This is a genomic window from Marilutibacter maris, assembly GCF_003233695.1.
GTDB classification, from domain to species: Bacteria; Pseudomonadota; Gammaproteobacteria; order Xanthomonadales; family Xanthomonadaceae; genus Marilutibacter; species Marilutibacter maris.
Map to the genome: position 1 here is coordinate 575430 of NZ_CP029843.1, position 25648 is coordinate 601077.

Consider the following 25648-nt stretch of genomic DNA (forward strand, 5'->3'; position numbering starts at 1 on the left):
TGTTTTGGGGAGCGGCAGCGATGATGTTGGACGCGATACCAACTGTGGCTGTCCGCCTCCGTCGCGGCGACGCGAAAAGGACAGTGGGCGCCCTCTGATCTCAACCCCTGAGAGACATGTGCGGCATCGTTGACCTGTCGCATTCGCGTCCTTTGGGCGCCTCGTGTCCGTGATTCACCTGCGTGTTTTCCGACTGTGTCGCTTCGATTTTCGCGATGTGGGGGAAATCACGGCTTGTATGACTGGCGGGCAGGATGGTATGACGTGCATCACATTTTCCGCTTGAACTGGAGCGGGTCGGGATTCTAGGGAGTGCGGCCGGTCGCGGCTGCAACGGAAGGAAAAGCTGAATGAAGATCGGGCAGTGGACGTTGGCCGCCATGCTGTTGGCGGTCGTTGGAGGGGTTTCTGCGCAGGATCAAGCCAAGGCGCCCTGGGAGGAGTACGACAAGCTGATCGACAAGAGTTCGGCGATCACCTCGCTGGGCCCTGACCTGTTCGGCGACAACGTCGATCTCTACACCGGCAGCCTGTCGTTCTCGGCCACCGATGTCGGCCTGCCCGGCAACAACGGCCTGGCGGTCGCGGTGGGGCGCCGCTACAGCGTCGAGAACCATGTCCCCAGCCGGATCGATGTCGACGGCTACGACCTGCCGTTCGCCGACTGGGACCTGGACGTGCCGAAGATCAGCGGCGTGTTCGCGACCGCCTGGCACGATGCGCGCTGCAGCGGCTCGGCGCAGCCGCCGACGGTGCAGGTCAGTGGCAAGTACTTCTATGCCAAGGACTACTGGCAGGGCAACCAGGCCAGTCTGCCCGGCGGTGGCGAGATGCTGCTGGCCAGTGCCGCCACGCCGGGGCCGGCGACCGGCGGGCCCTGGCGCTGGACCACCGATGGCCAGACCTGGTTCAGCTGCCTGACAACGATCAAGAACGGCAGCGGCGAGGGCTTCCTGGCGATGACCGCCGACGGCACCCGCTACTGGTTCGACTGGATGGCCCAGTACCATGAGGCGCAGCTTGAAGGAGGGCTGCCGCGGCGCCGGAACGTGCTGTACGCGACCCGGGTCGAGGACCGCTTCGGCAACTCGGTCAGCTATACCTACACCAATGCCTACAATGCGCGCGGCCGGCTGACCACGATCAGCTCCAGCGACGGTCGCACGATCACCCTGGGCTACAACGGCGACGGCCATGTCAGTACCGTCAATGACGGCACCCGCAGTTGGCAGTACGAGTACGCCTCGGTCGGCACCGGGAAGAGCACGCTGACCGGTGTCGTACTGCCCGACGGCAGCCGCTGGTCGATCGATTTCGCCGATTTCACTGCGGCCGGCTTTGGGTACAACGTCAGCCAGCAGGCCGAGGACATCTACAGGAGCTGCTTCAATCCTGGCGATATTCTCTACAAGTCGTCCGTCCTTGGCGCCATCGAGCATCCTTCGGGCGCGCGTGGCGAGTTCACGGTGACACCGCACCGGCACGGCCGCTCCAATGTGCCGGCGCAGTGCGAGAACTTCACCCTCCCGATCAACAGTCCGAATGACGATGTCGCCTTCTATCCGATCAACTGGGATGCCTATTCGCTGACCGCCAAGCAGGTCAGCGGCCCGGGTCTGGCGACCATGGCCTGGGCCTACGAGTACGGAAGCAGCATCTCCTGGTTCAATCCGCCCAGCGGCGGTGGGTATCCGATCTGCCAGGACCAGGACGGCTGCGAAGCGCCGGTATGCACCGACGACAGTTGCGCCGGCACCAAGGTGACGACGGTGACCGCGCCGGACGGCAGCTGGACCCGCTACACCTTCGGCAACAGCTACCGCTACAACGAAGGCAAGATGCTGCGGTTGCAGAAGGGTTCGGGATCGACCCCGCGCCATACCGAGCGCATCGAATACGAACTGGCGCAGTCGGGGCAGCCGTACCCGACCCCGATCGGGACCAGCCCGCAGTTGCGCGGCAACGGTTTCACCAGCGAGTACCTGCGCCCGCAGAAGCGCCGCGAGACCGTCCGCGAGGGGTCGCGCTACATCAACGAGGTCGAGCAGTTCGATCAGTTCGCGCGCCCGTTGCGGGTGCGCAGGCGCAGCTTCGCGACCGGCGGCTTCCACGTCGATCCGCCGGCCGCGGCACCGGCCCTGACCGCGCCGGCGAGCAGCACCACCGGCACCTACGGACTGAGCTGGACCAGCGTTGGCGAGGCGACCCGCTATCCGCTGGAAATGCGGGTGGGCGCCGGCAGCTGGAGCACGGTGCAGGACAGCTCGGCCACGACTTGGTCGGCCTCCGGCCAGGGCAGCGGGAGCTATGCCTACCGCGTCCGCGCCTGCAACGAGGCCGGCTGCAGCGCCTACAGCGCGACGAAGACCACCCAGGTCACCCTGCCGCCGGCTTCGCCGCCGGTGGTGACCGCGCCGGCCAGCGACAACAACGGCGCCTACACGGTGAGCTGGACCAGCGTGGCCGAGACCACCGAGTACCGTCTGGACCAGCGCAAGGACGGCGGCAGCTGGAGCCAGGTCCATCTAGGCCCCGCGACCAGCAAGGCCGTGTCCGGCCTCGGCGACGGTAGCTACGACTATCGTGTCCGCGCCTGCAACACGGCCGGCTGCACCGGCTACTCGGCGACCGATACCACGGTGGTGACCCATCCGCCGGCCAGCGCGCCGGTGGTGACCGCACCGGCGAGCGACGGCAATGGCGCCTACACCGTGACCTGGACCAGCGTGACCTCGACCACCGAGTACCGTCTGGACCAGCGCAAGGACGGCGGCAGCTGGAGCCAGGTCCACCTCGGTCCCGCGACCAGCAAGGCGGTATCGGGGCTGACCAACGGCAGCTACGACTACCGCGTCCGCGCCTGCAACGTCGGTGGCTGCAGCGCGTATTCGGCGATCGACACCACCGTGGTGCTGTTGCCGCCGGCCGGCACGCCGACGGTGACCGCGCCGAGCAGCGACAACGACGGCGCCTTTACCGTCAGCTGGACCAGCGTGAGCACCGCTGCCGACTATCGTCTGGAGCAGCGCAAGGACAGCGGCAGCTGGTCCCAGATCTACAGCGGCACCGCGACCAGCAAGGCGGTGTCCGGGCTGGGCAACGGGACTTACGACTACCGGGTGCGCGCTTGCAACAGCGGCGGCTGCGGCAGCTATTCCTCGACCGATTCGACGGTCGTGCTGCTGCCGCCGGCCTCCGCGCCGACGGTGACCGCGCCGTCCAGCGACAACAACGGCGCCTACACCGTGACCTGGACCGGTGTGAGCACCGCCAGCGAGTATCGCCTGGAGCAGCGCAAGGACAGCGGCAGCTGGAGCCAGATCCATGCCGGCACCGGCACCAGCAAGGCGGTCTCGGGCCTGACCAACGGCAGCTACGGATACCGCGCGCGCGCCTGCAACGCCAGCGGTTGTAGCGGCTATTCGGCGATCGATACCACGGTGGTGACCCATCCGCCGGCTTCGGCGCCGACCCTGTCGGCACCGGTCAGCGTCGACACCAACGAGCAGTTCACCGTCAGCTGGACCACGGTCGGCACCGCGACGAGCTATGAGTTGCAGCGCGGCAACAGCGCCGGTACGACCTGGGAAACCATCTACAACGGCTCGGCCACCTACAAGACCGAGAGCCATCGCTTCGACAGCGAGCACACCTACCGGGTGCGTGCCTGCAACGTCGGCGGCTGCGGACCGTTCTCGGCGACCCGCAAGGTACGGGTCGTCGACATCGGCGGTGGTGGGGGCGGCGGCGAGCCGCTGAGCGTCGACCCGGTGTCGCCGCAGTTCGAACAGTCGTCCAGCGAAGGAGAAGGCCAATGAGCGCGCGCATGGACGGGCTGCGGCCGGCGATCCTCTCGGCACTGCTGGCGATGGGGGCGGTCCTGCTCCCCGGCTCGGCATTGGCCGAGGACTACGACAAGACCGAGGTGATCGTCTATCACGACGACGCCAGCGCCTGGGTGATGGGCCAGGTCGAAACGGTGACCGATGTCGAGACCGGCCGGGTGATATCGGAGACCGAGTACGGCTGGAACAACCTGCCGGTGAAGCAGCACAGCTTCGGGCGGCTGGTGCAGGAGATCGGCTACAACACCGCCGACGGCACCGTTGCTTACGTAAAAGACGGGGCTGGCCACACCACGACCGTCGGCGGCTGGAAGCGCGGCATTCCGCAGAGCATCAACTATGCCGACGGCACGAGCCAGAGCGCGGTGGTCAACAACGATGGCACCCTCGCCTCGGTCACCGACGCCAACGGCAACAAGACCTGCTACTTGTTCGATGTGATGGGTCGCCTGATCAGGGTGACCTATCCGTCGGAGAGCGCGGCGGGCGTCTGCGATACGTCGGCATGGGCACCGACGACCCAGGCCTTCGAGCAGATCGATGTGAGCGAGGTCGGAATCCCCGCCGGCCACTGGCGCCAGATCGTCAAGACGGGAAGCGGCCAGAAGACCACGTACTACGACGGCCTGTGGCGGCCGTTGCTGGTGCTGGAGCATCATCTGGGCAATTACGATGCGACCAAGCGCTTCACCCGCTTCGCCTACGACCATGACGGTCGAACCGTGTTCGCTTCGTATCCCAGCGCGCTCTACAACACGGCGGTCGGCACCTACACCGAATACGACGTGCTGGGGCGCCCGGTGCGGGTCGAACAGGACTCGGAGCTGGGCGCGCCGCTGGTCACCACCACCTGGTACGGCAACAACACCGATGGCGATTACAGCAAGGTCGTCAACCCGCGTGGCCAGATCACCCGGACCTGGCATCAGAACTTCGATCAGCCCGGCATGGACACTCCGGTGGCGATCCGGCATCCGGAGAGCGCCAATACCCATATCGTGCGCGACGACTTCGGCAAGCCGACCCGGATCCGCCGCAGCAACAGCGTCAGCCTGACCGGCGGCACCGTCGCGATCGACCGCGAGTACTTCTACAACGCCGAGCAACAGTTGTGTCGGGTCCGGGAGCCGGAAACCGGCGACACCTTCATGGGCTACGACGCGGCCGGCAACCTGGCCTGGTCGGCGGCGGGGTACAACTCGTCCGCAACAGGTTGCCTGACCGCCGCGGACGTGGCGGCGCGCCGGGCCGATCGCGGCTACGACCTGCGCAACCGGATCGTGTCGCTGAGCTTCCCCGACGGCCGCGGCAACACCACCCACACCTACACCGCGGACGGCCTGCCGGAGACCATCACCGTCAACAACGACGGCGGCACCGGCAAGATCGTCACCACCAGCTACGCCTACAACAAGCGTCGCCTGCCGGTGCAGGAGCGGATGCAGTGGGGCAGCGTCGATTGGACCCTGGGCTACAACTACAACGCCAACGGCCATCTGGCCAGCCAGGTGTACCCGGACGGCACCAGCGTCGACTACGCACCCAATGCGCTGGGCCAGCCGACGCAGGCCGGCAGCTATGCCAGCAACGTCAGCTACTTCCCGAACGGCGCGATCAAGCAGTTCACCTACGGCAACGGCATCGTTCACACCCTGACCCAGAACGCGCGGGGCCTGCCGGACACCAGTACCGATGCCTATGGCGGCACCGCGTTCCTGGCCGACAGCTACGACTACGACGCCAACGGCAATGTCGCCGCGATCACCGACGGCGCGACCGGCACCGGCCAGCGCGGCAACCGCGACATGGTCTACGACGGGCTGGACCGCCTGACCGGCACGACCTCGCCGATGTTCGGCACCGCGACTTATGCCTATGACGTGCTGGACAACCTGACCCGGGTCGACATCAGTGGCGGCGCGGGCGCGCGTAACCATCACTACTGCTACGACAGCGACTGGCAGTTGACCAATATCAAGACCGGCAGCTGCAGCGGCACGACCGTGGTCGGCCTGGAGTACGACGAGCAGGGGAATCTGGAGAACAAGAACGGCGCCATCTTCGACTTCGACTACGGCAACCGCCTGCGCAGCGCCGGCGGCAATGGCGTGACCGCCAGCGGCTATGTCTACGACGGCCTGGGCCGGCGCGTGCGCGACGTCACCAGCGGCAGCAAGTACAGCCTGTACAGCCAGTCGGGGCAGTTGGCTTACGCCAGCGACCTGCGCAAGGGCACGCAGCACGTGTACGTCCATCTGGGCGGCAGTCTGGTGGCGGTGCGCGACAAGGTCACCGCCACCGGGGCGGTGTCGGTCAAGTACCAGCACACCGACGCGCTGGGCAGCCCGGTGGTGATCACCGACGCCAACCGCACCGAGCTGGAACGCCGCGAGTACGAACCCTACGGCAAGCAGCTGACCCCGACCCCGCAGGACGGCCCCGGCTACACCGGCCACGTGTTCGACGCCGCCACCGGCCTGGTCTACGCCCAGCAGCGCTACTATGACGACGATGTCGGAAGGTTCCTGTCAGCGGACCCGGTGACGCCTTATGACAGCCCGGTCGGGCAGTTCAATCGGTATCGGTATGGGAACAACAACCCCTATGCGTTCACCGATCCTGATGGGCGACAGGCGGCCGACCTCCGAGCTACTGCAGCAATGGCTGAGCGTGCCGGTCGGAGTATTTCTGAGGTTAGACGCGCAGAGATGGCTGCGGTCAGTGCCTCCAGCACTACTGCAGTAGATCAAATACCAGTTGTCGGGGATGTTAAGGGTGTTGTAGGCGCAATTCAGGACCCTAGCGCAGTTAATATTGCTAGCGCGGCAATTGGTGCAGTTCCGATTGTTGGCGATGCTGCGAAAGGATTGGTAAAGGGAGTTTCAAATGCAGTGCAAGGCGTTGCGAGTGCTTCTAGGTCGATTCCTGACTTTGACGCAGCAAGGCGTACATCTTTTGAAAACGCTGGAATGACAGATCCTTCCGTCGTGCAGTTCTCAAAGGTTGATGAAGTAACAGGGACGGTGGTTGAGTTCAAGGGGCCTGGAGGAGCAAAAGTTGGCTACGATGGACCACATCAAAGCCCCGGCCCCCATCATGGTACGCAACACATAAGCTGGCAGTCAGCTGGAAAAAGAGGGAGTGGTGGTGCGCAGCGAGGTAATGAGCCTTATTCCGGCGATCGCCATCCATCAAGGCCGGACAGGAAAGATCAATAGTGGGAATTTTCTATATATGAGAAATCTACCTGGTGGTGTGCTTGAGAAGTACGGTGTGCATGTGCTTTCTCAAGATGAGGCTGATAGTGTTTTGTTTAGGGTCTCCTCTCGACACGTTTCGGACGCGAGTAAGGTATATTGGTGGTCGAGCATAAAGACGAATTATGAATCTTTATGTTACGGTGATTCAGTTTCTGGGTTGAGTTGTGTTGCTGCCTCTGTTGGTGCAATGAGTGGCGATTGGGTTTACTTAGTGATTACGGATGATGATCCGTACCCGTGGAGTGTTTATGAGATTAAAAAAGCGGATGTCATTGATTTTATTTCTGACATCCCGCTATGTGAATATTTCGTGTCTGACTTGAACTCTGATTGCGTTGTTTTTGATACGCATGATAATGAAATTTATATTTCAATAAGTTAGTGAGGGTGGCGATCGCAATGAAGGTGTGATGCCGCTCCATGGCCTCGCAAGCCGGATGATCGTCCAATGCATGAGATGCGGCAAAACACGGGGTGGGATGCCGTTTCTATTCGGTGCCGACAGCGCGCTCCGTTGAGCGAAGGTCGGTACTTCTGGCCAGCATGGCGAGTGTCACTTGTGAATGGCGATCAAGAATTCAAAGCAGCCATGCAGGCCTTGGATGGCGGGGACGCTACGACTGCCTTGAACATTGCTCGTGATCTGCTCTTGTCGGCTGACGAGAGGGATCATGTGTCCGGATACCTGTGCATGGGGTATGCCCATGAAAATGGCGGCAGGACCTCAGCGCTTGATCTGGACGAGGCGCTCAATTGCTTCAGAAAGCTGTCGCTGTTGGCTCCGGGACCGCTTCCGTTTGTGCTGATGGCCCGGGTCTGTATGAAGATCGGCGGCCCCGACAAGTTCAGGATGGCCTTGAAGTATCTGGATGAGGCGAGAGAGAAGGCTGCCTGCCTGTACCTGCTCGGGCGGGCACATTACCTCAGGGTTGGGCCCGAGCGGGATCTTGTCGAGGCCAAGAAGCTGTACCTGCGCGCCGCCATGGCAGGCAGGTTCAGTGGGTTCTTCGGGTATTCCGAAGTGGCCCGGGAGCTTGGGCAGAATGGGCGAGCATTGGCGATGGACGGTTTGAGGCTCTCTACCGGCTGGCTGATTTCGTTGCTGATAGGAGTCCGGGCCCAAGAGTCTTTCCTGAGCCTGTGAGCCTGTGAGCCTGGGTCAGGGTGGGGCTGTTGTCGTGGTAGCGGGTAATGGAGTTTTGGGGCTCGCTGTCATCGGCGCTGAACAGTAGATATGAACTATCCCATGGGCACTGACACCGCAGCCAACCGCTTCTACCTCACGCTGGCGATCTACTCGCAGCGAAACGAGTTCGATGCCATTTCCGGGCGCCTCGGCGTCGAGCCGACCGACTGCAGTGAGCGCAACGGCATCTACACGTGGCGCTTCTCGACCCTGGACGCGTGTGCCGATGACGATGTCTCCGCCCATGCCGCATTACTGCTGCGAACCTTTTCCGAGACCTCCGATGCGCTGGTGGCGCTGGCCAGGGCAGGCTTCGAATTCCGGTTGTGGGTATTCGCCTCGGGCGAGGACAGCAATTACAGCTTCGTCCTGCCTGACGCCCTGGTCGCATGGCTGGCGTCGTTCGGGGCCGATATCTGCGTGGATGCCTGGTCCTGACCGCGGCCGCGACGGCTGAACGCCCGGCTGGCGCATCGTCCCCGATAGCCATTATCGATAGCCGTCAGGGCGATTCCGCTTTCGATCCCCCTTTCGATTCGCTCCCACCCACCCCCGGGCGTCCGGGTCGGCCCCGCCGTGGACCGCCCCGGCTACCCTCCGGGCCATGCCTATGGACATATGTGGTCCGGGCCGTGACCGGTTACCTTCGCGGTCTGTTGCGAAATCCGTATCCGGACCCCATCCATGAAACCCTCCCTGCTGCTGGCCGCCCTGCTGATGAGTCTTTCCACCGCCGCTCCCAACGTCGCCTCCGCCGATCCGGCGGCTCCGCCCGATGTCGACCAGCGCCCGCACGTGGTCAAGGCGCCGCACGGGGCCGAGCGCCAGGACGAGTACTACTGGCTGCGCGACGATGAGCGCGAGGACAAGGCGATGCTGGCCTACCTGCAGGCCGAGAACGCCTACGCCGACAAGGTGATGGCGCCGCTCAAGCCGCTGGAGGACACGCTGTACGAGGAGATCGTCGGCCGCATCAAGCAGGACGACAGCTCGGTCCCGTACCGCAAGCACGGCTGGTGGTATTACACCCGTTTCGCGACCGGCCAGGACTACCCGGTCTACGGCCGTCGCCGCGACGCCGGCGGCATCGATGCGCTGTCTATCCAGAAGGCCAACGATGGCGGCGTTTTTGCCGGCGAGCAGGTCCTGCTCGACGTCAACGCGCTGGCCGCCGGCAAGGACTACTACAACGTCGGCGACTGGGAAGTGACCCGCGACGACAAGGTGCTCGCCTATGCCGAGGACCTCAACGGCCGCCGTCAGTACACCGTGCGCTTCCGCAACCTGGAGACCGGCGAGCTGTACCCGGACGAGATCAAGGGCGTGTCGGCGAACCTGGTCTGGGCCGACGACAACCGCACCCTGTTCTATGTCGAGAACGATCCCGAGACCCTGCTCACCGTGCGGGTCAAGAAGCACGTGCTCGGCACCCCGGTCGCCGACGACGTGCTGGTCTACGAGGAGCACGACGACAGCTTCTACATGGGCATCGGCAAGACCCGCGACGAGCAGTTCATCTGCATCGGCGTGCAGAGCACGGTGTCGAGCGAGTTGCGCTGCACCCCGGCCGCGGCGCCGGGCGAGTTCGCCGTGCTGGCGCCGCGCGAGCGCGACGTCGAGTACGAAGCCGATCACCACGACGGCCGCTGGGTGATCGTGACCAATGCCGACGGCGCGAAGAACTTCAAGGTGGTCACCGCGCCCACCGGCAGCACCTCGCGCAAGGACTGGAAGGACTGGATCGCGCACCGCGACGACGTGTTCATCGACGGTATCGAGCTGTTCGACGGCTTCACCGTGATCGGCGAGCGCTCCGAGGGCCTGGAGCGGCTGCGGATCGTCCGCGGCGCCCCCGGCCAGGCCGGCGAGGAGGAGTACGTGAAGGCCGACGAGCCGGCCTACTCGATGGGCCTGGCCGCCAATGCCGAGCCGGACACCGCGCTGGTGCGCTACGAGTACACCTCGATGACCACCCCGGGCACCGTCTACGAGCTCAACGTGCGCACCGGCGAGCGCCGCCTGCTCAAGCGCGATCCGGTGATCGGCTACGACCCCGACCAGTACGTGACCGAGCGCCTGTGGGCGACCGCCCGCGACGGCACCCGGGTGCCGGTGTCGCTGGTCTACCGCAAGGGCTTCCAGCGCGACGGCAGCGCGGCGCTGCTGCAGTACGCCTACGGCAGCTATGGCTCCTCGACCGACCCGGGCTTCAACAGCACCGTGGTCAGCCTGCTCGACCGCGGCATGGTCTATGCGATCGCCCACATCCGCGGCGGCCAGGAGATGGGCCGCGCCTGGTACGACGACGGCAAGCTGTTCAACAAGAAGAACACCTTCACCGACTTCATCGACGTCACCCGCTTCCTGGTCGAGCACAAGTACGCCGCGCCCGACCGCGTCGCCGCCTATGGCGGCAGCGCCGGCGGCCTGCTGATGGGCGCGATCGCCAACATGGCACCGGACACCTACCACGTGATCCTGTCGCAGGTGCCGTTCGTCGACGTGGTCACCACGATGCTGGACCCCAGCATCCCGCTGACCACCAACGAGTACGACGAGTGGGGCAACCCAGAGCAGAAGGACTACTACGACTACATGCTGTCGTACTCGCCCTACGACAACCTCAAGGCCCAGGCCTACCCGGCGATGTTCGTCGGCACCGGCCTGTGGGACTCGCAGGTGCAGTACTGGGAGCCGGCCAAGTACGTGGCGCGGCTGCGCGACCTGGATACCTCGGACAACACCGTCGTCTTCCGCACCAACATGGAAGCCGGCCACGGCGGCAAGTCCGGCCGCTTCCGCCGCTACCGCGAGCGCGCGGAGATGTACGCCTTCATGCTCGACCAGCTCGGCGTGAAGGCCGAGGCGGCACGCTGATGCGGTTGCGGGCGTCGGCGCTGACGGCACTGCTGGGGCTGGCGATGACGCCGGCCCTGCTGGCCACCGCGCCGTCCGCCCGCGCAGGCGAGCCGGCGCCGGCGCCGGCGCAGCCGCTGGCGATCGGCGAGACCTTCGTCATCGACAGCGAGGTCCTGGGCGAGGCGCGCCGGATCAATGTCTACCGTCCCGATGTCGACGGCGACAAGCCGTTGCCGGTGCTGTACATGCCCGACGGCGGCATCGGCGAGGACTTCCTGCACATCGCCGGCCTGGTCCAGATCGGTTCGATGAACGGCACCATGCATCCGGTGATGCTGGTCGGCATCGAGAACACCGATCGCCGTCGCGACATGACCGGGCCGTCGCGGATCCCGGCCGACCGCGAGATCGCGCCGCGGCTCGGCGGCTCGGCGGCGTTCCGCGAGTTCATCGCCGACGAGCTGATGCCGCGGATCGGCGACCGCTATGCGGTGAACGGGGAGACCGCGATCATCGGCGAGTCGCTGGCGGGCCTGTTCGTGGTCGAGAGTCTGGCCGAGGCGCCGGAACTGTTCGACATCTGGATCGCGATCGATCCCAGCCTGTGGTGGAACGGCGGGCATCTGGTCGAGGCCGTGCCCGCGCGCCTGCGCGAGCGCGAGCCGGTGGCGACCGAGCGGCTGTTCCTGGCCAGCAGTGACGAGACCGGCATCGCCACCCCGACCGCGGCGCTGGCCGGGGCGCTGTCCGACGTCGCCGGAATCGGGGTGGAGTACGCGCCGATGCCGGACGAGCACCACCACACCATCTATCACCCCGCGGCACTGGCGGCGCTGCGCAAGGCCTTCGCGCCGCCTCCGCTCGACTGACGATGGACTCCGTGCCGCGGCCGACACGCTTCCGCTGGGCCTGGTGGTTGCTGGCCTATGCCGCGCTCGGCCTGGGCGTGATCGGCATCGTCGTGCCCGGGCTGCCCACGGTACCGTTCGTGCTGCTGTCGGCGTTCGCCGCCGCGCGCGGCTCCGAGCGCCTGCACCGCTGGCTGCTCGCCCACCGACAGTTCGGACCGATGATCCGCGACTGGCAGGCGCATGGCGCGGTCGGCCGCCGCGCCAAGTGGCTGGCGACGGTGATGATGTCGGCCTGCGCGGTGATCATGTTCCTGACCGCGCCGAAGGTCTGGATGGCCGCGACCGGCACCGCCATCATGGCCGTGGTCGCCACCTGGCTGTGGCGGCGGCCCGAACCCCCGGCTGAACCGCTGTCCGACCGCTGAGCTTCGCACTCCGTGGCACGCGGGCTACACTGCCGCCATGAACGCACGCACCGCACTTTCCCTGCTCCTGCTGTCGCTGGCGATGACCGCCTGCGGCAACAAGGGGCCGCTGGTCCAGGCACCGGCCGACATGCCGATCGAGGTGCCCGTCGACGCCGCGTCCGAGCCCGATCCGGGTGTCGGGGATGCCGGCGAGGCGGCGCCGCCGTCCGATCCCGACGTCGAGGACACTGGCGACGACGAGGGGCCGGGCGCGGAATGAGCGCGCCCGCGCACGCGGCGCCCGCCGGCGTCGTGCATTTCAGCAAGATGCACGGGGCCGGCAACGACTTCGTCGTGCTCGACCTGCGCGGTGGCCTGGCCCCGCCCGGGCCCGAGCTGTGCCGCCGGCTGGCCGACCGTCATCTCGGTGTCGGCTGCGACCAGATCCTGACCGTCGAGGACCCGCTGTCGGAAGGCGCGGTCGCCGCCTACGGTATCTGGAATGCCGACGGTTCGCGTTCGCAGCAGTGCGGCAACGGCGCGCGTTGCATCGCCGCCTGGCTGGTGCGCGATGGCGCCGCCGGCGGCGACCGCTTCCGGCTCGACAGCCCGGCCGGCCGCCACGCGGTCGAGCGGGTCGGCGAGGACCGCTACCGCATCGCGATGGGCGTGCCCGATTTCGACCCGCTGCGGATCCCGATGCACGGGTTCGAGCGGCCGCAGGACCCCTATGCCGCTGGCGACGCATCGTTGCCGCGGTTCGGTGCGGTTTCGATGGGCAATCCGCATGCGCTGATCGAAGTCGACGATCTGGACAGCGTGCCGGTCGAGCGCATCGGCCCGGCCCTGCAGCGCGACGGTGTGTTCCCCGAGTCGGTCAATGTCGGTTTCGCCCAGGTCGTGGCGCGCGACCGGGTGCGCCTGCGCGTGTACGAACGCGGCGTCGGCGAGACCCTGGCCTGCGGCAGCGGCGCCTGCGCGGCGGCGGCGGTGTTGATGAAGCGCGGCGCGATCGGCCGGCGTGCGACGATCGTGCTGCGGGGCGGCGAACTGCTGATCGAGTGGCCGGACGACGACGCGCCCATGGCCATGACCGGCCCGACCGCATTCGTTTACGAAGGAGAGTGGCGAAATGAATGACCTCCAGGAAAAGCTCGGCGCGCACGAAGTCGCGGCCTGGTTGCGCCGGCATCCGCGCTTCCTGCAGCAGTTTCCCGACCTCGCGCTGAGCCTGGTGGTGCCGCGCGACGAGGGCTCGGCGGCGTCGCTGGCCAGCTACCAGCTGGAAGTGCTGCGCGACAAGAACCGCGAACTGTCGCGGCGCCTGCAGGACCTGTTCGCCAATGCGCAGGAGAACGAGCGCCTGGCCGTGCGCACCCATCAGCTGGCGCTGGCACTGATGCGCCAGGACAACGCCGCCGGCACCCTGCAGGCGATGACCGCGACCCTGGCCGAGGAGTTCAACGGCGACATCGTGCGCCTGGTCATGCTCGAACCGGTGGCCGGCCTGGACGCGGCCGACTGGCTGCAGGTGATCGCCGCCGACGACGAGGCGCTGGCCCCGTTCCGCGACTGCCTGGCCGATGGCGAGCCGATCTGCGGGCGCCTGCAACCGGAAAAGAGCGCATTGCTGTACGGCGCGCGGGTCGACGAAGTGCAGTCCAGCGCCTTGCTGCCGCTGCCGGGCGTCGGCCTGGTCGCGGTCGGCAGCCGCGACCCCAACCGTTTCTATCCCGGCATGGGCACCCTGTTCCTGCGGATGATGGGCGAGGCGCTGACCACCGCCCTGCAGCGCTTCGATCGCTAGTGGACCGCCGATCCCGTCGATCGGCTGCCGGTCGCGGCTCACGCCGCTCCTACGCAGCATCGGCAAGGCCTGTATCCCCGTAGGAGCTGCGTAAGCTGTGATCCCCGGGCTGCGCCCGGGAATCCCCAAAGTTTGCTGCGCAAACCTTGGGCCCCGCCGTTGCGCTTCCACACCCCCATTCGCGCTGCGCGCGAATCGCCCCCTGACTCAGGGGGGAACGATATCCGGCAGCGCCCGGATATCTCCCAAGGTTTGCTTCGCAAACCTCGGGCCCCGCCGTTGCGCTTCCATACCCCCATTCGCGCTACGCGCGAATCGCCCCCTGACTCAGGGGGCTGGCCACATGCCTTCATCCTGTAGGAGCGGCGTGAGCCGCGATGGGGTGTTCCTGGGAAGGCGCGGGGATCGCGGCTCACGCCACGCCCGCCGGACCCGTGCGCGGTGTCGGCTTCCGCGCTACGCTGGACGTGGATGGGAACGCGCATGATCGAAGAATTCCTGGCCCACTTGCAGGTGGAACGGCAGATGTCCGCGCACACGCTGGATGCCTACCGCCGCGATCTCGACGCGCTGCGCAACTGGGCCGACGCCCAGTCGTTGCAGGTCCTCGATCTGCATGCCGAGCAACTGCGCGGTTTCGTTGCCTCCGAGCACCGTCGCGGGCTGTCGCCCAAGAGCCTGCAGCGGCGGCTGTCGGCCTGCCGCAGCTTCTATGCCTGGCTGCTCAAGCAGGGCCGCATCGCCGCCAGTCCCGCCGCCGCGATCCGCGCACCGAAGGCGCCGCGCAAGCTGCCGCAGGTGCTCGATCCGGACGAGGCCAAGGCCCTGGTCGAGGTGCCGACCGACGTGCCGCTGGGTCTGCGCGACCGCGCCCTGCTGGAACTGTTCTACTCCTCGGGCCTGCGCCTGTCGGAACTGTGCGCGCTGCGTTGGCGCGACCTCGATCTGGCCGATGCGCTGGTGCACGTGACCGGCAAGGGCAACAAGCAGCGCAGCGTGCCGCTGGGCTCGCATGCACGCGCGGCCCTGGCCGAGTGGCGCGCCTCGACCGGCGCCGGCAACGACGCGCCGGTGTTCCCCGGTCGCAACGGCCCGATCACCCCGCGCGCGGTGCAGCTGCGCCTGCAAAAACTGGCCCAGCGGCAGGGGCTGTTCAAGCGCGTCCACCCGCACCTGCTGCGGCACTCCTTCGCCAGCCACATCCTGGAGTCGTCCGGCGATCTGCGCGGAGTGCAGGAACTGCTCGGACACGCCGATATCGCCACCACCCAGATCTACACCCACCTCGACTACCAGCACCTGGCCCGGGTCTACGACGGCGCCCATCCGCGGGCCAAGCGCAAGGGCTGAGCGCGGCTACAGTCCGGCCAGTACGCCGCCGTCGGCGAGCACCGAGGAACCGGTCATGTAGCGGCTCTCGTCGCTGGCCAGCCACAGCGCCACGTCGGCGATCTCCTCCGGCGTGCCGATCCGCTTGAACGCGTCGACCTTCTGCCGCGACTGCTCGACCATCTCAGGCGACGCACCGGTGGCGCCGCGGAACAGCGGCGTGTCGATGATGCCCGGCGCGATCACGTTGGCGCGGATGCCGCGGGCGCCGTAGTCCAGCGCCGCCGCCTGGGCCAGGCCCATCAGTGCGCGCTTGCTGGTCGCGTAGGCGCCGGCGCCGGGACGGGTGCTGCGCTCGTGCAGCGACGAGGTCAGGATGATGCTGCCGCCGCCGCTGCGCAGCATGTGCGGGATCTGATGCTTCATCGATACGAACACGCCGCGGGTGTTGGTCGCGTTGATCCGGTCCCAGGTGTCCAGGTCCAGCTCGTGCAATGGCTGGAAGCGGCCGGTGATGCCGGCGTTGTTGAACGCGACGTGCAGGCCGCCGTAGTGGTCGGCGACCGCATCGACGAAGTCGCGCACCTGTTCGGGCACGGTGACATCGGCGCGCACGAACATCGCCTTGCCACCCTCGGCGCGTATCGCCGCCTCGACTTCGCGGCCGAGCGCTTCGCGACGGCCGCAGAAGCCGACGCTGGCGCCCTCGCGGGCGAACGCGAACGCGGCGGAACGACCTATCCCGGAGGTCGCGCCGGTGATGATCGCGACCTTGCCGGCCAGCCGTCCGCGGCCCGCGTGCCGAGGCGATGCCGCCTGCGCGGTGCCCAGGCCGGTGGCGAGCGTGGCGGTGGTGGCGGCCGCCGCCAGGCTCGCGCCAAGCAGCTCGCGTCGGGTGATTGCGGTCATCAGGCACCTCGTCTCGGATGGGGGAGAGGGGGCAGTGTCATCGATTGCAGTCGGCGCGATAATCGAATCATCGTGAATTAGTTTCATTCGGAATATGAACGAATTTCCGATGTTGACGCCCGCCCGGCTGCGCGAACTCGTCGGCTTCGCCGCAGTCGCCCGCCACCTGAGCTTCGCCCGCGCCGCGGCCGAGGTCGGTTGCACGCCATCGGTGCTGAGCCGGCGCATCGCCAGCCTGGAGCGGACCGTCGGTGGGCCGGTATTCCTGCGCTCGACCCGGCAGGTGTCGTTGACCGCGCTGGGCGAGGCCCTGCTGGCCGACTACGGCGCGGTCGAGAGCGCCCTGGGCGGGCTCAATGCCGGGTTGGCGTCGCAGCATGCCGAGCCGGCCGGACGGGTGCGCCTGCACCTGCCGGCGACCTATGGGCGGCGCCGGGTCGCGCCGCTGCTGGCGGGACTGCTGGAGCGGCATCCGCGAATCCAGCTCGACGTGGTGTTCGACGACGGCTACGCCGATCTGGTCGCCGAACGCGTCGATGTCGCGGTACGGATCGGACGGCTGAGCGACTCGCGGCTGGTCGCGCGCGGGCTGCCGCCGATCCGCCGCCTGCTGTGCGCGTCGCCGCGCTATCTCGACCGGGCGCCGCCGCTGCAACGGCCTGAGGACCTCGCCGGCCATCGCTGCCTGAGTTTCGCGCCGTTGCAGTCCGGTGCGTTGTGGACGCTGCAGCGCGGCCGGCTCAAGCGCCCGGTGCGGGTGCAGCCGGTGCTGGCGACCAACAATGCCGACGCGCTGCGCGAGGCGGTGATCGGCGGCGCCGGCATCGCGCTGCTGGCCGACTTCGTCATCGGCGCCGAGCTGGACGCCGGCGACCTGGTCGAAGTGTTGCCGCAGTGGCGGGTGCCGCAGCCGACCGTGCAGATGGTCTGGGTCGCCGGCGCCGATCGCGCGCCGCGGGTGCGCGCGGTGATCGATTACCTCGGCGAACGGCTCGCGCAGCCGCGTCCCGGCGATGCGGACGCGCAGGTGGCCGCGGGCTGAACCGGCGCGCCCACGGCAGCGGCCGGCGCCGGCTCGAACTTGAACCCGCCGGCCGCGCCCCCACCCATGAGTCATCGCTTCCGGAGGCTCCATGGATCCCAGCCAGAACCCCAATGTCTTCCACGCCACCACCATCGTGTCGGTGCGGCGCGACGGTCGCGTCGCGGTGGCCGGCGACGGCCAGGTCACGCTCGGCCATACGGTGATGAAGGCCAACGCGCGCAAGGTGCGCCGGCTCGGCCGCGACGGCCAGGTACTGGCCGGTTTCGCCGGTGCCGCCGCCGACGCGTTCACCCTGTTCGAGCTGTTCGAGGCCAAGCTGGAGAAGCATGGCCAGCTGACCCGGGCCGCGGTCGAGATGGCCAAGGACTGGCGCACCGAGCGCCGCCTCGGCAAGTTGGAGGCGCTGCTCGCGGTCGCCGACCGCGAGACCTCGCTGGTCATCAGCGGCACCGGCGACGTGATCGAGCCGGAGGACGGCATCATCGCGATCGGTTCCGGCGGCATGTACGCGTTGTCCGCCGCGCGCGCGCTGATCGCGCACACCCAGCTCGACGCCCGCACCATCGCCACCGAGGCGATCAACATCGCCGGCGACGTCTGCATCTACACCAACCGCAACGTGGTGGTGGAAGAACTGTAGGCGGTCCGCGAGGCGCGACCTTGCTCCCCTTTCGTCACATCGCGGCTCACGCCGCTCCCACGACAGCGTTCAAGCGTTCATATGACCGATAACAACAACGCCACCATGACTCCGCGCGAGATCGTCCAGGGTGAGCCGGATCAGGCGAGATGCGTTGAAGCGCATCTCGCCCCGGCGAACGCCCGCACAAGGATGTGCGGGCCGGACTCTCCGACAGCCGCACGCGTTGCGGCAGGGAGGCCAGCGTGAACAGCATCATGACTCCCAGGGAGATCGTCCAGGAACTGGACCGCCACATCGTCGGCCAGCACCAGGCCAAGCGCGCCGTCGCGATCGCCCTGCGCAACCGCTGGCGCCGCGCCCAGCTCGACGACGCGCTGCGCAACGAGGTCATGCCCAAGAACATCCTGATGATCGGCCCGACCGGTGTCGGCAAGACCGAGATCGCGCGGCGCCTGGCGACGCTCGCCAACGCGCCCTTCGTCAAGGTCGAGGCGACCCGCTTCACCGAGGTCGGCTATGTCGGCAAGGACGTCGAGCAGATCGTCCGCGATCTGGCCGACACCGCGGTCAAGCTGTATCGCGAGCAGGCCAAGCACCGCGTGCGTACCCAGGCCGAGGACCGCGCCGAGGACCGTATCCTCGATGCGCTGCTGCCGCGCCGAAGCGGCAACGCGACCTCGTTCGGCTTCAACATCGCCGATGCCGCGAAGGACGAGCCGTCCGCGCAGGGCAATGCGCCCGACGACGCGACCCGGACCAAGTTGCGCAAACAGCTGCGTGCCGGCGAGCTCGACGAGCGTGAGATCGAGATCGACGCTTCGGTCAATCTCGGCGGCGTCGACATCATGGCGCCGCCGGGCATGGAGGAGATGGGCCAGCAGCTGCGGCAGATGTTCTCGCAGATGGCCGGCACCAGGACCCAGAAGAAGACCCTGCCGATCAAGGCCGCGCGCAAGCTGCTGGTCGAGGACGAGGCCGCCCGCCTGGTCAACGAGGAGGAGGTGCGCGAGGCGGCGATCGAGGCCTGCGAGCAGCACGGCATCGTCTTCATCGACGAGATCGACAAGGTCGCCAAGCGCAGCGAGGCCGGCATGAGCGGCGGCGACGTCAGCCGCGAGGGCGTGCAGCGCGACCTGCTGCCGCTGGTCGAGGGCTCGACCGTCAGCACCAAGTACGGTCCGGTCAAGACCGACCACATCCTGTTCATCGCTTCCGGCGCGTTCCACCTGGCCAAGCCCAGCGACCTGATTCCCGAGTTGCAGGGCCGCTTCCCGATCCGGGTCGAGCTGGGCGCGCTGAGCAAGGACGATTTCGTCCGCATCCTGACCGAGCCCAGGGCGGCGCTGACGATCCAGTACGTCGAGCTGATGAAGACCGAGGGCGTCGAGCTGCGTTTCACCGACGACGCCGTCGACCGTCTCGCCGACATCGCCGCGACCGTCAACGAGCGCCAGGAGAACATCGGTGCGCGTCGCCTGCACACCGTGCTCGAGCGCCTGCTCGACGTGCTCAGCTACGAGGCCCCGGACCGCGACGGCCAGGCGGTCACCATCGACCGCGCCTACGTCGACCAGCACCTGGGCGAGCTGGTCCAGGACCCGGACCTGAGCCGCTACATCCTCTGAGCGCGCGGCGCAGCGCGTGCCGTCATGGAGAACCCGCCGCGAGGCGGGTTCTGCGTATGGCGATGCCCAGGAGCGCGGGCGCGCATCAGTACGGCGGCACCACCACGCTGGTGCGCAGCACCCGCTCGAAGCGCCCATGGCGGGCGAAACGGCCCTCGAGGCGGAGTTCGGCGACGTAGCTGCCCGCCGCCAGCGGTTGCGCGAAAGCCAATGTGTAGGTGGCGCGCGAAGGCTTGCCGTCCAGGAAGCCGCCGCGGCTCACGCAGGTCGACGACCGCTCCAGGTGGCCGCTGATCCCGCCGCCGCAGCGGCAGGGCGAACGCCGGGGCGCGGGCGGTGCGCAATGCGAGCGCAACCGCGAGCCGGCGACGTCGAGCCACTCCAGCGACGCCGGGTCCGCGGCCGGGCGCCATGGCGCGATCGGCGTCAGTACCGCGCTGCCGTCGAGTTCCACGTCGCCGGCGAAGCGCGACTCCAGCGATATGTCCAGCACCGCCAGGCGGCGCTTGCGCTCCCACACCAGTCGCGGCACGCAGCTCACCTGCAACGGCGAACGCACGAAGGCGCCCAGCACGCAGTGCTCCGATCCGCCGACATCGACACGCCAGCGTCCGGGCGCCGGCCGCAGCACCCGCAGGGTCAGGTGGCCGGGCCGCGATGCGGCCTCGTATCCCCAGTCGCCGCGACGCAGGCGCCGACCGAACGGGTCGATCAGGGTGAACTTGCCGATGCGCGCGCCGGTCGGACTGGCGAGGCTGAGCAGCAGGCGACTGACCCCGGGTTCGACCCGGAAGCCGGCGCCGGCCCGGTTCTGGCCGGCCAGGTTCAGATGGGAAGGGGCGGCGTGCGACAGGCTCGCATGGACCCGGCTCATGCCGTCGCCGTCATCGTCATCGTCTTCCTGCGGTGTCGATACCGCGGCGTTGAACACCAGATCATCGTCCGAGGCGTCGGCGCGGATCTGGTTGTAGATCTCGTACAGCTCCAGCGAGTCGGGGCTGAGATGGAAGCTGCCGCCGGTCTCGCTGGCGATGTGTTGCAGCAGCGGGATATCCGACTGGCTGCCCAGGGCGATGGTGTGGACCGGCAGGCCGTCGCGCAGGGTGGCGAGCACATCGCCGCTCCAGGGCGCGCGGTTCTCGTAGCCGTCCGACAGCAGCACGATGGCGTCGCGGGCGGTCGCGCCGGCGGCCAACTGGTCGGCCGCGGCCTGCAGCCCGGCGCCGAGCGAGGTCCAGCCGGCGAAGGCGAGCGCGTCGATCTCGTCGTGCGCCTGGATCAGGCTGGCGGTGGACAGCGGTGTCAGCGCGAGGTCGACGCGGGCGCGGTCGGCCAGGGGCGTGGCGTTCGGGTCCGGCGAAGGATCGGCGAAGCTGACCACACCGACGCTGTCGCCGATCGACATCAGATCGATGAAGCGCTTGGCGTTGGCGCGGGCATCGTCGTCGTAGCCGGACGCGGCCATGCTGCCGGTGCGGTCGATGGCCTGGACGATGCGCGCCGGCATCGTCGCCGCCACGTCGAGATCCACCGCTTTGATCGCCAGCGCCCGCAGCGCCGCCACCACTTCCTGGACCGAGACCAGGGCCGAGTCGATCGGCGGCTGGAACGCCAGCGCGCACTCGAAGTCGAAGGCGAAGGCGCGATGGGCGAAGAAGAAGTACTCGTCCGAGGTGCCGGCGTGGTTGCTGGTGGTGCCGGTCGCGTAGGTCTTGCCGCTGACGGCCTGGATCGCCGCGTTGGCGGCGGTTTCGAGCTGCTGGTAGATCAGCTCGTCCTCGGGCGCGACCGGCAGGCTGCCGGTGAAGCTGCCGCCGCTGGCGATCGGGCGGAAGATCTTCTCGCCCTGCGAATGCGAGTCGACAGCGACCAGGATGTTGGGGAAGTTCTCGGCGATGAACTTCAGGTTGCGGTTCTCCGGTTCGGAGAACGCGAACGCGCCGTGGTGGGCGTTGGAGCAGGCCGAGGACGAAGCGCCGGCCTCGCCGAAGAACACCTCGTAGTTGCGGTTGTTGTCGACCCCCGGGCAGGCGGGCGCGCCCGGATTCGTGCGCCGGTTCTTGCGCCAGCCGGCGTCGTCGTGGAAGGAGAAGTTGAGGCCGTCGGGATTCATCACCGGCACGATCAGCACTTCGCCCTGCTGCAGGATGCGGGTGATCTCCCGCACCTGCGGATCGACGCTGGCGGGATCGTGGTTGCGCAGCAGCTGCTCGGCGAATTCGATCGCGATCAGTGGATTGATCCACTCCCGCGCATGGGTGCCGCAGATCAGCAGCAAGGCCGGCCGCGAGCGGTCCGAGGGATCGTTGCTGAGCCGCAGCAGCTGCACCGCGGACGGGCCGGCCAGCGCGGCGACCGAGCCGTCGTAGCCCTCGGTGCTCTCGGGCAGGGTGATGAGCTGGCACAGGGCCGGGAATTCCGCCGCCAGCGCGGCGATCCGCGCGGCGACGGCGCCGGCGTCCAGATAGCTGTCGACGAAGCCGGTGACTGGCGCGTCGTCGCTATCGTCGTGCACGCTGGCGCGCTCTTCACGACGCAGCGCGGCGGTCTGTTCCAGGTCCTCGGTGATCTCCGGGTCGAGGTCGTACTGCTTGGCGACTTCCAGCTCACGCGAGTTCAGCGCCAGCATCAGCCAGCCGTCGGCCTCGTGGTAGTGGTCGAATACGATCCGGCCCTGATGGTCGAGCGCTTCCAGCAGCGCCCTGTTGGCGGCGGTGGCCGCGATCCTGCAGGCGAAGTAGCCCATGACACGCTCCTTGTGGGGTGGCGCCGATCCGCTCCGGCCACGCGTGGCGACCGCGGCGGCGACGCGACGATGGAACCTCCGATCGCTCCGCTCTCCCCCGACGAGGCCGGGGGAGAGGGAGGTGTTCAGAGCTTTACTGGCGCTTGCGCAATTCCAGCGAGAACGCGCCCAGCGACCGGCCGCCGGTGTCCTGCTCGATCAGGGCCACCTCGCGGGCGCCGGACAGCGTGCCCTTCGGCAACTGCGCGCCCAGCACCACCGGCGTGAGCGTGCCGCCGACCATCGGCACGTCGAGGATCAACCTCGATCCGGAGCCCAGCAGGAAGCGCTTGCGGCCGTCGACGGTTTCCACCCGCACGTCGGACGCGGGCGGTCGCCGGTCCGCGGGCGCGCAGCAGCACGACTCGTGGCCGTCCTGCGGCGTCGCGGCGTCGCCCAGCGCCCGGATCACCGCGCGCTCGACCTTGGGGTCGAGGAAGCGCACCCAGACCCTGGCCCGCTTGGGCAGGTTGCCGCGCGCGACCACGATGCGGCGGATGCGGCTGTCGTCGGACTCGGCGCCGATCATGCCGGTCATCTCGTGCTCGGCGCCGTCGTCGTCGGAGTAGTCGACGGTGACGTTGCGCTGGGCCAGGTTGGTGTTGTCGACGACCAGGTTCCCGGACGGCGTCGGCCCGGTATGCGGCGAGACCTCGGCCAGTAGGCAGGGGTGCCAGCGGGTGCCGCCGACGAACTCCGGCGGCACCAGCGCGGCCGGCCACGGGAAGTCGAGGATGGTGGTGGCGCCGGCCGCCAGCGAGGCGATCGCCTGCTCGCCGAGCAGGTAGGTGCCCTGCACCAGCGGGCTGGGAATCGGATCGCCGGAGTTGATCGAGGGAATGTAGTCGCCGGGGTAGACGAACTGGGTGCCGGCGAAGTGGGTCAGGTAGACGCGGACGAAGGCGTTGGCCGAGTTGGCGCTGCCGGCATTGCGCACGCGCACGCGCACCCAGTTGTCGGTGCCTGCATCGGCCGGCTGATTGGGCGGATTGGCGCCGTAGGCCGGATCGCCGATCGGATCGGTCGCCGGGTTGTCCTGGCGCACCCACAGGTCGGGGCTGTGCCAGAAGGTGCCGCCGGTCGGGACCAGGCTGCCGTCGTCGGCGAGATTGTCGCGGACGACCAGGTTGACGGTGCCCGGGTCGAAGGCGTTGGCGCCCTGCACGGCGGCATTGACGTCCAGGCGGCCGAAGCCGTACCACCAGCTGAAGCCCCCGGACCATTGTCCGACCGGGTCGGCATTGGCGCCGTCGATGACCACCGCGGTGTTGCGCAACAGGTCGCGCAGGTCGACCCAGGTCAGGTCGGGCTCGACCGACAGCATCAGCGCCGCGGCCGCGGCGACCGTGGGCGCCGCCGCCGAGGTGCCGCCGAAGGTCTGCTCGCCGCCGGTGTGGTTGAGCGAAGGCGCGCCGTTGCCCTGGGCGCAGATGTCGATCTCGGGACCGAAGTTGGAGGTGTTGTTGAGCCGCTCCACGCCCATGCCGTCGGGCTGGTTGGAATTGCTGATCGCCAGGGTGCGCGGATGCGCGGCCCATACCCGGTAACCGGTGATCTGCTGCGGGGTGGCGTTGTTGCCGGCGGAGTAGATCATCAGCGTGCCCTTGCCGCCGCGACCGTAGACCGACAGGAAGGTCAGGGTGTCGTCCATCAGCCCCGACAGCGCCAGGCCGTTGACGCCGTGCGAGCAACTGATGATGTCGGCCGCCGGGTTGATCGGCTCGGCCGGCCAGCCGGTCGAGGTGTTGCCGGTGGTGAAGCCGGCCGCCCACAGCAGCGCGTCGGCATAGTTGACGCCGCCCAGCGCGAGCGGACGCTCCAGGCCGATCTGGTGCGTGTTCGGGGCGATGCCGGCGATGTCGTTGGCGTTGTCGGTCCGCGCCGCGACGATGCCGTAGACGCCCATGCCGTGCGAGGTGTCGGGGGTGTAGCCGGGCGTGGTGCACGGCCGCAGGCCTTCGAAGTCGTAGCACTGCGCCAGCTGCGCGGTACCGTCGGTCAGGTTGCCGCCGATGTCGGGATGGTCGGTGTCGATGCCGCGGTCGAGCGTGGCGACATACACCGCCGGACTGCCAAGGGTGAGGTTGGCCGAGATGCCGTTGAGAAACTGCCAGGCGTCGTCGACGTTCTGCAGGGTCAGGTTGGCCTGGCTGGCGTAGGTCGGGTCGTCCGGCGGGTCGGCCGGGAAGGCGTCGTCGACGATCTCGGCGATCAGGTCGGGTTCGCCGTAGACCAGCAGGCCCTGCTCATGCCATGCCTCGATGATCTTGAGGTGCTCCTGGTAGGTGCCGCCGCCGAACTCGATCAGACGTGCGTTGCCGGCCTGCAGGAAGCCGCGCAGGATGCGCGCCTTGGCCTTCTCCACCAGCGCCTCGATGTCCTGCGGGCGCAGGTGGTCGCGGAAGCGGACGACGAAGCGCCGGTCCAGCACCTTGACCTGGCGCCGGGTGAGGTCGATCGGCATGCCGATGCGCGCGTCCTCGCCGAGCATGCGGCGCAGGCCGGCCTCGGTCCTGGCGCGGTCGCCGCGCGCGCCCAGCTGGAACAGCCAGATCGCGCCGCCGGCGGCCATCGACGGATGGGTCTCTTCCTCGGTCTTCAGCTCGACCGGCTTGAGGCCCAGCTTCTTGACGACCTCGTTGAACAGTTCACTGCCGCGTTTCGGGTCGGGGGTGCGCGAGTCGAAGCCGACCGCGATCAGATCCTCGCGCGGCTCGAACGGCACCACGTTCTCGCCATAGCGGTAGAACGGCCAGCCGCGCTTGCCCAGGTAGACGCTCGCGGTCTTGCCGGTCGGCGCAACGGCGATGGTGCGCTCGGGCGCGACCATGCCGGTCGCCTTGACCTGCAACCGGTAGCTGCCGGGCGCGACCTGGCCCTCGAAGGTGGCGGTGTCCTTGACCCGCTCGAGTGCGATCCGGGTCTTGCCGCTGGTCAGCTCGACCTCGGCCTTCTTGTTCCAGGGCGAGCCGTTGCTGTCGTGTACCGAAACCCGCACCGGTGCGGCGGGTCTGTCCTGTTTGCGCGTTCGCGCTGCCTTGGTGGCCATGATTTCTCTCCTTGAATGGTGTGAACAGCTGCCTTCTCCCTGGCACGA

General features: G+C 67.9%; 18 protein-coding genes. 15 read left to right on the top strand and 3 right to left on the bottom strand.

Annotated elements, in window-relative coordinates:
• Nucleotides 1-350: 350 nt before the first annotated feature.
• The 12 genes from C9I47_RS02545 to xerC all read left to right on the top strand — a co-directional run bounded on the left by C9I47_RS02545 (nucleotide 351) and on the right by xerC (nucleotide 15565).
• Nucleotides 351-3818, top strand: a complete 3468-nt coding sequence (locus C9I47_RS02545) for a fibronectin type III domain-containing protein (RefSeq protein ID WP_111265347.1) — start codon at nucleotides 351-353, stop codon at nucleotides 3816-3818.
• Nucleotides 3815-7063: a polymorphic toxin type 47 domain-containing protein gene (locus C9I47_RS02550; protein WP_111265348.1), complete on the top strand. Its 3249-nt coding sequence runs from the start codon at nucleotides 3815-3817 to the stop codon at nucleotides 7061-7063. The genes C9I47_RS02545 and C9I47_RS02550 overlap by 4 nt, the downstream gene beginning before the upstream one ends.
• Nucleotides 7008-7487, top strand: coding sequence for a hypothetical protein (locus tag C9I47_RS17415; protein ID WP_145985405.1), 480 nt, complete (start codon nucleotides 7008-7010; stop codon nucleotides 7485-7487). Before C9I47_RS02550 ends, C9I47_RS17415 begins: the two co-directional genes overlap by 56 nt.
• 168 nt (nucleotides 7488-7655) lie before the next feature.
• Entirely contained in the window at nucleotides 7656-8249 is a 594-nt protein-coding gene (locus C9I47_RS02555) for a hypothetical protein (RefSeq protein WP_223250247.1), read from the top strand.
• Between the two features lie 102 nt (nucleotides 8250-8351).
• Nucleotides 8352-8729, top strand: coding sequence for a DUF4279 domain-containing protein (locus C9I47_RS02560; RefSeq protein WP_190238583.1), 378 nt, complete (start codon nucleotides 8352-8354; stop codon nucleotides 8727-8729).
• Nucleotides 8730-8975: 246 nt separating this feature from the next.
• Nucleotides 8976-11168 carry a S9 family peptidase gene (locus tag C9I47_RS02565; protein ID WP_111265351.1) on the top strand — a complete coding sequence of 731 codons (2193 nt, stop codon included), beginning with the start codon at nucleotides 8976-8978 and terminating at the stop codon, nucleotides 11166-11168.
• The gene (locus C9I47_RS02570; protein WP_111265352.1) at nucleotides 11168-12019 is read left to right on the top strand and encodes an alpha/beta hydrolase; all 852 of its coding nucleotides are present in this window, start codon (nucleotides 11168-11170) and stop codon (nucleotides 12017-12019) included. Before C9I47_RS02565 ends, C9I47_RS02570 begins: the two co-directional genes overlap by 1 nt.
• Nucleotides 12020-12030: 11 nt before the next feature.
• Nucleotides 12031-12426, top strand: a complete 396-nt coding sequence (locus C9I47_RS02575; protein WP_111267916.1) for a YbaN family protein — start codon at nucleotides 12031-12033, stop codon at nucleotides 12424-12426.
• 37 nt (nucleotides 12427-12463) lie between these two features.
• Nucleotides 12464-12688 (top strand): LPS translocon maturation chaperone LptM, encoded by a 225-nt coding sequence (gene lptM / locus C9I47_RS02580; RefSeq protein WP_111265353.1) that lies wholly within the window; start codon nucleotides 12464-12466, stop codon nucleotides 12686-12688.
• The gene (gene dapF, locus C9I47_RS02585) at nucleotides 12685-13548 is read left to right on the top strand and encodes a diaminopimelate epimerase (protein ID WP_111265354.1); all 864 of its coding nucleotides are present in this window, start codon (nucleotides 12685-12687) and stop codon (nucleotides 13546-13548) included. The genes lptM and dapF overlap by 4 nt, the downstream gene beginning before the upstream one ends.
• On the top strand, nucleotides 13541-14215 hold the full coding sequence (locus C9I47_RS02590; RefSeq protein WP_111265355.1) for a DUF484 family protein: 675 nt from the start codon (nucleotides 13541-13543) through the stop codon (nucleotides 14213-14215). The genes dapF and C9I47_RS02590 overlap by 8 nt, the downstream gene beginning before the upstream one ends.
• Nucleotides 14216-14698: 483 nt before the next feature.
• The gene (gene xerC, locus C9I47_RS02595; RefSeq protein WP_283016223.1) at nucleotides 14699-15565 is read left to right on the top strand and encodes a tyrosine recombinase XerC; all 867 of its coding nucleotides are present in this window, start codon (nucleotides 14699-14701) and stop codon (nucleotides 15563-15565) included.
• Nucleotides 15566-15571: 6 nt separating this feature from the next.
• On the opposite strand, the gene C9I47_RS02600 is transcribed toward xerC, so the two are convergent.
• Nucleotides 15572-16453 carry an SDR family NAD(P)-dependent oxidoreductase gene (locus C9I47_RS02600; RefSeq protein WP_190238585.1) on the bottom strand — a complete coding sequence of 294 codons (882 nt, stop codon included), beginning with the start codon at nucleotides 16451-16453 and terminating at the stop codon, nucleotides 15572-15574.
• A 109-nt stretch (nucleotides 16454-16562) separates the two neighbouring features.
• Here C9I47_RS02600 and C9I47_RS02605 point away from each other — a divergent pair, with 109 nt between their 5' ends.
• The 3 genes from C9I47_RS02605 to hslU all read left to right on the top strand — a co-directional run bounded on the left by C9I47_RS02605 (nucleotide 16563) and on the right by hslU (nucleotide 19766).
• The gene (locus C9I47_RS02605) at nucleotides 16563-17495 is read left to right on the top strand and encodes a LysR family transcriptional regulator (RefSeq protein WP_223250248.1); all 933 of its coding nucleotides are present in this window, start codon (nucleotides 16563-16565) and stop codon (nucleotides 17493-17495) included.
• 91 nt (nucleotides 17496-17586) lie between these two features.
• Nucleotides 17587-18138, top strand: coding sequence for an ATP-dependent protease subunit HslV (gene hslV / locus C9I47_RS02610; RefSeq protein ID WP_111265358.1), 552 nt, complete (start codon nucleotides 17587-17589; stop codon nucleotides 18136-18138).
• Nucleotides 18139-18395: 257 nt separating this feature from the next.
• The gene (gene hslU, locus C9I47_RS02615; protein ID WP_111267918.1) at nucleotides 18396-19766 is read left to right on the top strand and encodes an ATP-dependent protease ATPase subunit HslU; all 1371 of its coding nucleotides are present in this window, start codon (nucleotides 18396-18398) and stop codon (nucleotides 19764-19766) included.
• An 85-nt stretch (nucleotides 19767-19851) separates the two neighbouring features.
• Here the strand turns inward: hslU and C9I47_RS02620 are convergent, their stop codons facing one another.
• Nucleotides 19852-22512, bottom strand: coding sequence for a M14 family zinc carboxypeptidase (locus C9I47_RS02620; RefSeq protein ID WP_111265359.1), 2661 nt, complete (start codon nucleotides 22510-22512; stop codon nucleotides 19852-19854).
• A 133-nt stretch (nucleotides 22513-22645) separates the two neighbouring features.
• Nucleotides 22646-25600, bottom strand: coding sequence for a S8 family serine peptidase (locus C9I47_RS18140; RefSeq protein WP_111265360.1), 2955 nt, complete (start codon nucleotides 25598-25600; stop codon nucleotides 22646-22648).
• Nucleotides 25601-25648 lie beyond the last annotated feature (48 nt).